The sequence below is a fragment of the Bacteroides sp. OM08-11 genome (genome assembly GCF_003438665.1).
GTDB classification, from domain to species: Bacteria; Bacteroidota; Bacteroidia; order Bacteroidales; family Bacteroidaceae; genus Bacteroides; species Bacteroides cutis.
Genome location: NZ_QSTJ01000004.1, coordinates 253,363 through 266,418, shown reverse-complemented (window position 1 = coordinate 266,418; position 13,056 = coordinate 253,363). Strand labels below are relative to the sequence as shown.

At 51.7% G+C, this 13,056-nt stretch carries 12 protein-coding genes; all 12 read left to right on the top strand.

What is annotated here, in order from left to right; genetic code table 11:
• The first annotated feature begins 1 nt into the window (after position 1).
• Positions 2-466: a hypothetical protein gene (locus DXC10_RS09520; RefSeq protein WP_117737809.1), complete on the top strand. Its 465-nt coding sequence runs from the start codon at positions 2-4 to the stop codon at positions 464-466.
• 57 nt (positions 467-523) lie between these two features.
• Entirely contained in the window at positions 524-5,575 is a 5,052-nt protein-coding gene (locus tag DXC10_RS09515) for a hypothetical protein (protein ID WP_147331300.1), read from the top strand.
• 20 nt (positions 5,576-5,595) lie between these two features.
• Positions 5,596-5,931, top strand: coding sequence for a hypothetical protein (locus tag DXC10_RS09510; RefSeq protein ID WP_117737748.1), 336 nt, complete (start codon positions 5,596-5,598; stop codon positions 5,929-5,931).
• Positions 5,928-6,221 (top strand): hypothetical protein, encoded by a 294-nt coding sequence (locus tag DXC10_RS09505; protein ID WP_117737747.1) that lies wholly within the window; start codon positions 5,928-5,930, stop codon positions 6,219-6,221. The genes DXC10_RS09510 and DXC10_RS09505 overlap by 4 nt, the downstream gene beginning before the upstream one ends.
• 10 nt (positions 6,222-6,231) lie before the next feature.
• Positions 6,232-7,062, top strand: a complete 831-nt coding sequence (locus DXC10_RS09500; protein WP_117737746.1) for a hypothetical protein — start codon at positions 6,232-6,234, stop codon at positions 7,060-7,062.
• Between the two features lie 2 nt (positions 7,063-7,064).
• Positions 7,065-7,823, top strand: coding sequence for a hypothetical protein (locus tag DXC10_RS09495; protein WP_117737745.1), 759 nt, complete (start codon positions 7,065-7,067; stop codon positions 7,821-7,823).
• A 19-nt stretch (positions 7,824-7,842) separates the two neighbouring features.
• Positions 7,843-9,312, top strand: coding sequence for a hypothetical protein (locus DXC10_RS09490; RefSeq protein WP_117737744.1), 1,470 nt, complete (start codon positions 7,843-7,845; stop codon positions 9,310-9,312).
• Between the two features lie 118 nt (positions 9,313-9,430).
• Positions 9,431-9,652, top strand: coding sequence for a hypothetical protein (locus tag DXC10_RS09485; protein ID WP_117737743.1), 222 nt, complete (start codon positions 9,431-9,433; stop codon positions 9,650-9,652).
• Positions 9,653-9,816: 164 nt separating this feature from the next.
• Entirely contained in the window at positions 9,817-11,457 is a 1,641-nt protein-coding gene (locus DXC10_RS09480) for a reverse transcriptase domain-containing protein (protein ID WP_117737742.1), read from the top strand.
• Positions 11,458-11,459: 2 nt separating this feature from the next.
• Positions 11,460-11,834 (top strand): hypothetical protein, encoded by a 375-nt coding sequence (locus tag DXC10_RS09475; RefSeq protein WP_117737808.1) that lies wholly within the window; start codon positions 11,460-11,462, stop codon positions 11,832-11,834.
• Positions 11,835-12,010: 176 nt separating this feature from the next.
• Positions 12,011-12,253 carry a hypothetical protein gene (locus tag DXC10_RS09470; protein WP_117737741.1) on the top strand — a complete coding sequence of 81 codons (243 nt, stop codon included), beginning with the start codon at positions 12,011-12,013 and terminating at the stop codon, positions 12,251-12,253.
• A gap of 72 nt (positions 12,254-12,325) precedes the next feature.
• The gene (locus DXC10_RS09465) at positions 12,326-12,970 is read left to right on the top strand and encodes a thymidylate synthase (RefSeq protein ID WP_117737740.1); all 645 of its coding nucleotides are present in this window, start codon (positions 12,326-12,328) and stop codon (positions 12,968-12,970) included.
• Positions 12,971-13,056 lie beyond the last annotated feature (86 nt).

The window sequence follows — 13,056 nt, the reverse complement described above, 5'->3', positions numbered from 1 at the left end:
CATGGAACCAATCATGGGCGGTCTGTTCCTTGTGAACGGCACCGATATCTGGACGGAGTACGGCGTATTCCTGACTGAAGAGAAGCGCGGCGGGCGTGACAACCTGAAGGCCATCCTTGCCGCGAGCAAGACGAAAGCGCACACCGCCGTGGACATACGCGAGGAGAACGGTGAGAAATACTCCGACCGGCTGACTGTGGCCAATGAAGCGCGCGACATCACGCTGACCTTTGCCCTTTACGCCCCGACCAAAAGGGAGTGGCTGGAGAGATACATGTCCTTCATCTCCTTCCTGAAAACCGGCGACAAAGGCTGGCTGTCGCTCTATCTTCCGCAGCTGGAGCTGACGCTGCGCGTGCATTACCTGGAGTGTCCCGGCTTCACGCCGCTGACCTACCTCTGGAGGGAAGGGGTACAGGCAGGCCGCTTCAAGGTAAAGTTCCGGGAACCCGAACCAATCATTTAAACAACGTTCAAACACCATTCGAACATGCTTTTAACGGTATATGACAAAAACGGGACAATGAAGGCGTCCCTTTCTCCGGATGACAACTCGACGCAGGTGAAGGCGATCCAGTCGGACAATGTGCTGACGCTCTCCTTCACCCTGTACGAGTATGTGGCGCTGGAGGTGAACGACCATGTGGATTTCTGCGGCGAACGTTACTGGCTTCAGGAGCGTTACCTTCCCTGTGAGCGCAGTACCCAGGAGTGGAAATACGACGTGAAGTTCTACGGGATCGAGAGCCTTGCCAAACGTTTCCTCGTCCTGAACGTGGTGGACGGCGACCCGGAGGCGGTATTCACGCTGACCGCCCCGCCGCGGGAGCACGTGGAGCTGATCGTGAAATCCATCAATGACGGCATGGAAGGCGCCATGGTATGGAAGGTGGGTCGCGTGGAGGGCACGGAGAACGTGGTGATCGACTACCGTGGCAAGTACTGCCACGAGGCGCTGAAGGAGCTGGCGGGCAAGGTCCCCGGCGCCGAGTGGTGGGTGGAGGAGGGGGCGGTGAACCTCTGCCGCTGCGAGCGTGGCGAGGAGGTTACCCTGGCATACGGGAAAGGGTTGACGGGCCTGGAACGTGACAAGGCCGACGGGGTGAAGTTCTACACGCGCCTGTTCCCGACGGGCAGCGACCGTAACATCGACCCGGAGAAATACGGCCACAGCCGCCTGCAGCTTCCCGGCGGCTCCAAGTTCGTGGACACGGACGTGGAGCGGTACGGCATCATCCACCATTACGAGCGGGAGGCCTTCGCGCACATCTACCCCCGGCGCGTGGGCACGGTGACCTCGGTGCGCAGCGAGCGTGTGACGGGTGAGGACGGCAAGGAGTTTGTGATCTGGTATTTCCGGGATGACACGCTGGACTTCAACCCTAACAGTTACGAGATCAGGGAGAAGGTCAAACGTGTGTCGTTCCAGGAAGGCAGCGAGCTTGCCGGTCTTGGTACGGAGGAGGACGGCTCCTACTATTTCGAGGTGAATTTCGACAGCGGTACCCGTGAGTTCGAGATTATCACCATCTGGCCGTATGATGACGGCAAGCAGCTTCCCGGCGACCGCCTTGTCCCGAAGGCCGGCGACAGGTATATCCTCTGGAATATCCGTATGCCTGACGAATACTATGCTCTTGCCGAGGAGGAATACCTGGCCGCCGTCCGCCGTTACAACGCCGAGCATGCCGTTGACGTTTCAGTGTACAAGGCCCCCACCGACCATGTCCATATCGAGTCGTCCGGCATTGACCTCTATCCCGGCCGCCGCGTACGTCTTGAAAGTGCCGAGTATTTTCCCGAGACCGGTTTCCGCGTCAGCCGTGTGACGAAGATCACACGCAAGGTGACGCTCCCCTCGCAGATGGATCTGGAAATCGGCGATTCGCTCTCCACCGGTGCCATGGAGCAGATAAACGACAGCATCGGCGAGGTGAGGGAGCATGTCCTTCATCTGAACGGCAGCGTTCCCGACCTTGTCCGTTCCTGGGAGACCACCCCCGCTTCCGACTATAACGTGGCCTCCTTCAAGATGCTGCTCAAGCAGATTGCCGACCGTGCGTTGAGCCGCCTGAACCCCGACGAAGCGAAGGCGTATATAAATTTCATGCGTGGCCTGGGCGTATGCGGCAAGCTGTTCAATGACATTCTGCGTGTCGGCGACAAACTGGAAGCCAGCAACCAAAGCGTTTATTCTTCCCTGCGTACAGACAAGGAAATCGAAAAGGCTATCGAAGAACTGGACGACAAATATTTAAGGAAAGACATAGAGGATACGGCCGGGGAGTTGATTAACTTCCTGAAGGGTATCAATGTCAAAGGCGCCGGCGTGTTCCATGACAGTATCAATTCGCCTGACTTCGTTTCCGGGTTCCTGAACGGTAAGGGTTGGGCTGTCTTGTTGCGTGAGGTTATGAACGTCGCCGGTGCAAAGGAAAAGAAGTCCTACGCCGAATTCGACGAGGTTACAATCCGGGGGGCGCTGCGTGTCTTTGAAATGATAATAAACCAACTGAAAGGCGAAGGGGACAACAGCGTTTTTTCGGGCATGATGAAAGTTGATCACGTCGACCTGGAGAACAAAAAGATATACCTTGATACCGGAGGCGGGCTTCTTTATAACCCGTTTTGGGTTGATGACTGCCTGGAATGTCAGCGCTACGGCGGCCGTCCTTCCGCTGGTAACGACTACAACGTTACCAAACATTATGAACTGGTTGTTTCCGCCACCGGCATGGGATCGGACAGCGACGGCGAAAAGCGCCTGGACTGGATCACATACAACGCTTTCAGCGGGAACGAGGCCGACATAAAGAAGGGTGACGTCCTGGTTCGCATGGACAACCTGACGAATCCCGACCGCAAGGGCATCATCATGAACATGACGGTGGGCGCCTTCGCCCCTTATATCGACGTGCTTTACGGTGCGAAGACCGATCCGGACGACGCCGTCAAAAGCCGTTTTGGAAACCTGGCCGGTGTTTATAACGCCTGGTTCGGCTGGCTGACGGGCTTCGGCGCCTTTATACAGAACCTCTATGCGATCGGTGAGTTCCACTTTAAAAACGGTGAGAACATACAGACCCGGCTTGACATGATGGAGAACCTTTTCCGTGTTGATATGCAGAACAAGACGTACAACATGTTTGAGAAGGACAACTTCCTGAAGAACGCCAGCTTCACCGAGAACATGGACGGCTGGCAGCGTGAAAACCTGATCCGGGCATATACCGCCGGCGGTAAGCTGCTTATGTTTAACCGTAACCTGTTCGCCCAAAAGGAAAAGGTCGCCGGTATCGTGAACCTGGACGGGCGCAACGTGCTGCGCATAAAGAACAGCGGCATACGTCAGGCAAATGAGGACGTGAGGAAGCCCGAACCGGCTACCAGTGTTTTATACCTGACATTCAAATACCTTTGTAAGAGCGCCGGCACGCTGACGGCCGGTTTTGAAGGTTCCGCCCAGGGCGAAGGCCGGCTTCCGTTTGTCCGGGTTGAACTGTCGGAAAGCGTCGAGACGGAAAGCCTGGAATATACCGGCACGTGGGATGGTGTGGGCGATTTCGTGCTGCGTTTCACCGGTGACGTGTATATCGACGTGCTGGCTCTTACCAACCGCCCGCTGGAAGACTTTAAAATCGAAGTCTCCACGAAGTTTGTGCAGACCGCCGAAAAAATAGCCCTGCTGGGTGAAAGGATAGACAACACCGACAGGACAGTTACCGGCCTGGGTATAGAACTGGACGCTGCAAACGAAAATATACGGCTTTGGGGTGAAAAGACCGATAAAATAAATTCAACGGTCACACAAATCGGCATTGATCTGGACATGGCCGAAGAAAAGCTGGATTTGTACGTCAGAAAGACGGATGACATAAATAACACGGTTTCCGACTTGGGGCTTCGCCTGGCGGCCGCCGAAGGTGAACTGGAACTGTTTTCCAAGTTTGAGGACAAGGCGAACGGACTTTTTACCAGCCTGGGCAACCGTATGAATTCGACTGAGGGCACACTGGAAACCTACGCCACCCGGTTGAACAGCCTGGACGGTACGACTATCAGCCTGGGCAACCGTATGAGCGCCGCCGAAGGCACGCTGGAAACCTACGTGACTAAAACAAACGCCATTGACGGAAGCCTTACGAGCATGGGCACACGTATGAACGCCGTGGAAAAGAGGTTCACGAACTACGTGCTGACGGACACCTTTAACGGGACGGTAGGCGATATCAACGTCACCCTGAACCGTCACTGGTCTGCGATTGAACAAACAGATAAGAATCTTCTACTTTCGATAAACAAGTCGACGGGCTACCCGCTGAACAAAGACGTGAAGTTTGTAAAAGGCATGAACGGCATTTCCCGGTATAATAATTCGGGGGGCGAAGCCGTAACAGTTAAGCGCCTTTACATCTATACAGGCAGTTCGGTTCCTTCGGGTTCCAACTACCCGGCGGCCGGCTGGACCACCGACGCCATTCGTGCCGCTCACGTGGGGGACGTTTATTACAATTCTTCCACTGGCACATGGTACACTTATACTACGTCTTACGCCTGGACGGCAAAGGCACCCGAATTCGGGACTGTTTCGGCAGAACAGGCAGCCGTTATCCGTATTCAAAAAGTAGTCGGAAATTCCAGTCCCGGTTTAGGTGGTTTTACATTCTCCACCCCGTCCCGTGCAAACGCCGTCTTTGAAGCCCGCTTTACCGCCAAAATTCCGGTCGGCTACCGGCTGAACTTTGCCAGTAACGCAACCGGAAACGGCGGTCGTAGTATGTGGATCACAGACAACGCCGGAACCGGCGGCTGGAAAGAATACCGGTACCAGATTTTTTGTGGCGCTTCGGGCAGTTTTTCGACGACGAATTTTTTCTATCTGACAAAGGACGTTCCGACCGGGCAGACAAACAACGATAATAATACAGTCGTAACTTGGTACCTGAAGGAAGGAACCGTTTTCGATCTGTCCGGATATGAAGATCCGGTAACATATATAAACTTGACGGAAGACCTGGCAAAGATCAAGGCTAAACGCATTGAACTGGAAGGGCTTGTCACAGCAAACAATAATTTTAAAGTATTGGAAGACGGCAGTATCGAAACAAAAAATGCGAAGATAGCCGGCTATTTATATTGTCCTTTTATAAGTATTGAAGAAAGTGACGCTATTTTACAGGGAAGTGCGGCTTCGTGGGAAAATACATATCTCTTGAATACAAACTTATATCTGGACGTGACCTTTAATACGGTGATATTGCCTGTTGCCGAAAGATACGCCGGTGCCCGTGTCCTCCTTATGGACTCCCACTTTATAAAGACAAGAACCTGGACGCCTCCGACACGAATAAAGACACAAGACGGCAGCGCTATTTTTTCCGGTCTGTTCTGCTCAATGAGCAGTAATGAAACACATGCCGCTGATTATATAACCATTGATGCGGGTGTGGTTGAATTAGTCCTTCAGAAAATCCCTGAACGGAATTATAACACAGGGGAGACTATCGGATATACTTATCGGTGGGTATTGATTAATAACAGTTGCAGGGGCTTATTCTTAAATGCAGATTATTAACAAATAAAATAGTTTTGAATATGACAAAAACGATTGATTTTAGCAAAATCCCGGTGGAACTCCGGTTCGGTGAAATGATAGAAACTGATATGCGTCGTTCGTTGGGTAACGCTATAAACCGCAATACTTCGGACATCGGGCTGGCTGACTTCGCCCGGAAAATCTTCTATTCGGCTGAACCTGTCGAAGTTCCGGCTGAATATGCCGGGGAAATTTCCCGGATCGTCACCCGTGACGAATACCTGCTGGCACCGGCAAAAGTGGCCGTCCTGTCCCTGATCCGTGAAGTAATGCCACCGGCTGTTCCAGCAGAAGACAACGTAAATAATAAACCCCTAAAACGGAAAAGAAAATGAAAAAAGTAGAGGAACAAAGAACGAAGACTTTTCAGTCTGAAGTAAAGAACACCGGTATCGTGATAAACTACCGTGCGACCCTGGTACCTATTGAAACCGGTGAAGAAGTCGCCAACGTTTACGGTACCATCGTGAAGGATAACAAGAACGTGGGCAGCGTCAGCTACGACAAGGCGGCCGACCGGATGCACACCAGTTTTGAACCGTTTTCCGCCACCACGGCCGCCGAAAGAAAGTCCGTTTCCTTGGTTGCCGCTTTGGACGTGGCCGAAATCATCCTGAACAAGTAAGGGGGGGATTATGGCCTACAAGCGTGAGGAACTGGACTATATAGCCGCCCAACTCTTACCGGTGGTGCTGGAAAAACTGGGCGTCGAGGCGCAAGGCGTTTCGGAAGTTGAGGTCGTGAGCGACCTGACCGGTGTTTTCTCCCTTCCGGCCTACAAGAAGGTCGGCGGTGTTGAAAAGGTCGTGGAGGCACCGGTTTCCCTGCTTCAGGACATCGCCCTGGATAGCGTGAATGAAGCTACGGAGAACGCCAAGGCGGCCACCGGCGAAGCCCTGCAGGCGGCAAAGGAAACGAAGGAAGCGACGGCGGACTATACGGCCGTCCGTGGGCAGGTCATCGCCGCCGGTGACCGTGCGAACGCCGCCGCCGACAGCGTGAACGATGCAAAGGATAAGGCAAAGGAAGCCGCAGCGGCCGCCAATCAGGCCGCCGCCGGTGCCAATGCCGCAAAGGACAAGGCCACGGAGGCCGCCGACACGGCCAACGCCGTAAAGGAAGCCACCCTCCTTGCAAAGGCCGAAACCCTTGAAGCCACCCGGAAGGCCAACGAGGCCACAGTAGAGGCTACGGCCGCCACCGCTACCGCCCAGGCTCAGGCTGACCGGGCGAAGGAACTGGCGGATCATCCTACCATGATGGGGGAGAACGGGAACTGGTGGAAGTGGGACGCCACCCTGAAGAAGTATGTTGATACGGGTGTCCTGGCCAAAGGCGGGGTTCTGTATCCCACTTTCTACATTGATCCGGACACGATGGAACTGATAATGAACTATCAGGATGAAATCGTGGCGGACATGTTCAATATTGACAACGAAGGAAATTTAACTTTTAACCCGAAATAGAAATGGCAGAAGGAAACAAAATATTAGGGAAGGTCGCCTTCGTGGATAAAGGCGCCTATAATGCCGGCGCCCGTTACGACCTTTTCAATTTCGTAACGACTGAAGACAGTTGTTACCTGTCCCTGAAGGACGGCAATACCGGGCACCCGGTAACAGACACGGCCTGGTGGAAGTGTATCGCCAACGGCAAGTCAGCCACCGAAGCGGCAAAGAAAGCCCTGGCGGAAGCCACACGGGCAGGCAATGCGGCCGACAACCTTTACGGTGCCGCACAGTCGGCCAACGAAGCGGCCACACGGGCAGGCAACGCTGCAAATGACGCCGATACGGCTAAAACAGAAGCCCACCAGGCGGCCGGACGTGCTGACGTGATAACCAGTGAAGCCAGCCGGAAAATCGTTGAAATGGACGCTTTGTCTAAAGCCGTCGCCGGCTATATCAATGCCGCCCCGGTCCGTATGCTGGTATCTGTCCCGGTATCGATCAGCACGAAGAACAAAGTCCGTCAGAAGATCGGTATAACGTTTTTCCCGTCGTATTGCCTGAAAAATGCCCTGTATCAAAAAATATCGGGGAGTTCAGCCGACGCCGACCCGTCCGGAAACCTGACGGTCAACGGTACTGGGAAAAGTTCTTTCCATGTGATCCCGACGCAGAACACGGAATTGTGGCAGAAGGTCGACGTAACCGTCCGTCCCCCGCTGATTCGTTTGAGTAATGGTAAAATGCGCCTGAACGGCGGTAAAATAAGAATTGTCTAACTTTTAAAAATATGAAATTATGGCTTTTACAAGCGATCAGGAAACAAAAATTCTTGCAATGCTTTCCGCTTTTGAAGGCGGCCAGCAAGTAGATGATCTTCCCCTGGCTACCGATACCGTCCAGGACAAAAAGATCGAAGTATTCGACGACATTACGGGCGCTTCCGGCAGGATGGATTTACGCCAGGCCGTCCGTATGTCAAGCGCCCCGTCGTGCGGGCGTGTGTGGAACCTGGGCAACTCAACGCCTAAAGCCCAGGGCTGGTTCGGTAGTCTTGAACTGTTGCGCAACCTTCCCGAAACTCTCGGCCTGGGCTGCTACCTGGTAAAGAATGACCACAGCCGCCGTAAACTTGACCCGACAAACCATTACCGCTTCGCCAATGGTGAGACTGCGAAACTTGACGGCAGCATGGGACACTACCAGTGGGGATGGGGAAAGAAATTCTATCTTGCCATTTACCGGATCGGCAACCTTTTATATAAGGAAGTGTCCCTGGCACCTATTCCCGGCCAATATAACTATGTTATTCCGGTTGCGAGTATGTCGGCGCATGGGTTTGCCGCCCTTGACCGTACCACCGGCACTTTGGCAAGTTATGTCAATGACGACGTAAATTACCGGGGTGGTGACAGCACGGACTGGGACGGGACATACAGGACTTTGATAGGCCGAGCTGCAACCAATAAAAACACAGAATACTGGCGGACGGCTGCACGCAAAAACGGTTCCGGCTGGCTTTGCTGCACAATGCGCCATACTTCTGTTGTAAAAATCCTGTTTGAAATCATTTTCGGCACCCAGGACATGCAAGCCGGTTATAACGCAAATAAAGACGCTGACGGCTTATTCCAGGGGGGACTGGGTTCAGGTGTTACCAATATGCCCGACTGGAACGGTTATAACGGCTACCGCCCTTTCCTTCCCACCAGTGTGGGTGTCGAGCTTGGCGACTCTTGCGGTGTCTCGACCTATAATGTCCTGAAGGCTGACGGCAGTACCCATTACGCCGCCCCTGTTCCCGTGTTCTTCGGTTTGAAAAACCCGTTCGGCTATCTTTGGCGCCAAATGGACGACGAATTCGTCCGCTGCAATGCCGACACTTCCGTAACGCATCTGGTTGCGCCTTCCATTTACGGAACCTGGACAATCGGGAATGAAACCGGTATGACGGCTTATTCCACATCCCCGACCAAAGGAGAGGGCTACATCAAAACATTAAGCTATGACAATTTGGAGAATTTTCCGACGCAAACCGGCGGATCAGCTTCAACCTATCACTGCGACTATTTCTGGAACAACAGCAACGCTACTTCCGGCTTCCGTCTGTGTCTCCGTGGTTGTCATGCGAGCAATGGGGCGCTATCGGGTCCTGCCGCGTTGAATGTGGGCAGTGCTGTCTCGGATGCCCATGTGAGCTGGGGTTCGCCTCTCTGCGAAGCAGAAGAGGATTGGCCGGTGGTCCCGGTGTATGCGCCGGTGGCCTGAAGGGTCCGTAGGGGTGCAGAAGGATGCGTCGGGGTTCGTTAGTGAGCAAAAGCACCCGTGACCGTCAGGTCACCCCTATACAGACAGCCGCGAAGCGGCTCGAAAAATTTTTCGTTCTTTGACTTTTTTCCATATTTGTATTTTTGATGGTGCGGGATTTTTCTATATTTGCATCCTGAAAGGGTTGCCTTTTCCTGAGCCTTTAGTTTCCGGCTTCCGTCTGTGTCTCCGTGGTTGTAATGCGAACAATGGGGCGCAATCGGGTCCTGCCGCGTTGAATGTGAACAATGCTGTCTCGGATGCCAATGTGAACTGGGGTTCGCCTCTCAACTATTTCTGAAAGGAAGATATTTTTATAGGGAAAGGGACCCCGCCTCATGGCGAAAAATAAACTAAAAACGGAGGTGTCAGTAGACTGGGTAAATATCCGGGCCGACCACAACGACGTTCAAGAAAAAGCAGACAAGACACTGCCTTTAGACACCGGTTAATGAGACACAGAAAATGAGACGTAAAGGATACATTTCGCCGCATATTGAGACAAAGCGGAATTTTGAACTTGCATTTGACGGTTTTTCGGAGCATAAGAAAGCCCGGATTACCGTTCGCAAGTTTGAAGAAGACCTGGACGGCAACCTTGCCGCACTATTAGAAGCCTACCTGACCGAAAACTGGCGTACTTCCCCCTATACGGATAAACGGATATTCGACCGGAAAAACCGGACCGTTAGCAAACTGCCTATTCAGGATCACGTTATACAATGGGCGTCCTGCTTACACGTGGAACCATTGTTGTGCAATTCCTTCATCCGTAATTCCTGTTCATGCGTCAAGGGAAGAGGGACACATGATTTTGTGAACCTGCTCCGTAAAGACCTGAATTCAAGTTACGAGGATACCTATTATTTCGTCCAGCTTGACGTTCATCACTTTTTCCCTAATATCAATCATGAACTGATGAAAGAAAGCCTGCGGGTGAAGATTAAAGATGCTAAATTGCTTCGGTTCCTGGACGAATTTATAGATAGTTATCCTTCAGGGTTACCGTTGGGGGTAAAAATATCCCAGATATTAGCGAATTATTTCCTTGCATCCTTCGACCGGTTGGCTATAAGAATATTTGATATACTGGATGATCCCGATAAATACGCTTATTGGTGCGGAAGGTATGTTTCGCATTGTATCTATATTGCCGGCAGGGACAACGAGGCCGAACTTTGCAAAGGCGCTTCATACCTGAAATCAAAGTTCAGGAAGTACGTTAAACAAGGGCTGAAGCACTATTTCCGTTTTGCCGATAACATCGTTATTCTGCATAAGGATAAGGCTTTCTTACACCTGATTACTGAAATAGCAATAATGATACTTGCACGTGATTATCTATTGCCTGTAAACAAGAACTGGAACGTCCGCCCCGTCCATAATGGCGGTATTGATGTTTGTGGCTATGTTTCTTTCCATGACCATAGAAGATTGCGCAAAAGAAATAAGAAAGACTTATGCCGGCAGGTTGCCAAATTGAGAAAGAAAGGGCTTTCACCCGAAGAAATCCGGCTGAAGTGCGCTTCACGTATAGGTTTTGCGCTTCACGCAAACAGTAGGAATTTACTTAGAAAATTAAATATAAATATGGAAAAAAGACTCGGAGCGGTAATAAAGAACCGCAAAGTTCAGATACCCTTTAAAGGTATGAGGTTCGATCAGAAAAAGGCTTTTGCCGATCTTGTGTGTAAAGAAGGCCAGGAAGAACAGGACTATAAAATCCTGTTGATAGATTACACGGTGGAAGACAGCAAGGTCGAGAAGGAAGACGTAATAGTGACCGTTGACGATGGTAACGGCGGAACAAAGCAGGAAAAGCAGACACGGCCGAAAAAATGCCTTGTTATCCGTTATAAGCGAATACTGGAAACTATTATAGAACCGACTGAAGACGACGAAGAAAACGAAACCTACATATTCGAGAAGGCTAAAAATAAGGATGGCAGCGAAACGGACAAGGACGCCGAATTCTATTCATTTACCGGCAGTACGGTAATGCTGGAACAGGCCCTGTCAGACTTCCAGAAGGAGGATTTGCCCTGCCCGACTGTCATAAAGGAGTTTACTAATAAAATGAACAAGAAATTTTATAAATTCACATGATTATGAAAGCGACATATTTAGATAGAAAGAAATATGAAAAGTACGATGATAAGCATTTTATCGTTTACCTGAATGAAGAAGTTATCCCGGACTATGTGCCGGAAGTGATGGAAGGGCGGGAAGTGCCGGAGCCTTGCACGGCTTATTCTTATGAAGGATCAGAGAAGGACGGCGGCACGATCATTGAAGCGACGTCCGCCCTGTATGATGATTTTGTGGCCGGCCTTGTCCGGCTGAAGTATTCCCAGAACCAGGTGGAAGCTGTCATTCTGAACCAGGGTGACGGGAACGACGCCCATTTGGCGGAATATAACGCCTTGCAGATGTACAGAAAGGAATGTAAATCCGTTGCGGCCGAACTTCTGGCAAGGGAGTGAAATCCTTCGGGGGAGGAAAGAAAAAAGCCCCCGGCCTGTTAAAAATCATCTCACCTACTTTTAACAACATGTACGCCTGAACGCACGACCGGGGGCAAATACCCCTGTCGCGTTCAGGCTTTCTATTATGTTGTAAAGCAAGTGAGATGGTGCAAAGATAATAAAAAATAGTCTATATGAAAGTGATTGAGATATTAAACTTTAACCGGGAACTATTGAAAAGGCTTCTGGCGGCTGGCATCCGTCTGGAAGATGCCCGGTATATTGACCTGTATGCGGATTATACCCGTCTGCTGGACCAGGGTGAAAAAGTTTCGTATGCCGTGGCCGTACTGTCCGAAAAATATTCAGTGAGCGAGCGCAAGGTTTATGCCTTGGTGAAACGGTTTCAGAGCGACTGCAAGACGCTTGCAGTGTGAACGGGCTGTCTTATGCCGTTTGGAGCGCTGTTTCCCCTTATCTTTAGGGCGTTTCAATTTTAGAAGGAGGAAATGGCCATGAACAAGTATTACCGTATCCTGGACAAGATTCTTGCCACGGGAAAAACACAGACTAACAAGAAGGGAAACATACAATACCTTCTGAACGAGCAGCTGTCACTGACACCGGCGGACCTGCTTGACATATTCGAGGGGCATAATATCGCCCGCAAAAAACTCCGCAGCGAGCTCCAGCTGTTCATGCAGGGGGAGCGCAACGTGGAGAGGTACCGGGAGGCCGGTATCAACTGGTGGGATTATTGCGGTTCCATCCTGGTGAACAGTTACCCGACATATTTTGAGAAGCTGCCCCCGTTGATAGCGAAAATCAACCGGGAGAAACGCAACAGCAAGAACTACGTGCTTTTCTTAGGTGAGACCGGTGCAGAGAGCAACCAGGCGCCCTGTCTGAGTCTGGTACAGTTCCAGCTGGACGGCGGTGAACTGGTTCTGTCCGCCTACCAGCGCAGCAGCGACGCGAACCTCGGGTTGCCTTCCGACATTTACCACCTGTACCTGATGGCGCGGCAGATAGAACTTCCCCTGAAGTCGATCACCCTCTACCTGGGCAATGTGCATATCTACGAGAACAATATCCCGGGTACCCGTGCGCTGATCGCCGGTGACGAGACGGTCCGCTTCGGGCTGAACGTGTAGTTTGCTGTACATGTCTTGCAGCGGGAACAGTTCATGTTTCCCGCTGTTTTTCGTTTATTCTGGGGACCTTTGCGACCGTTTTAAAG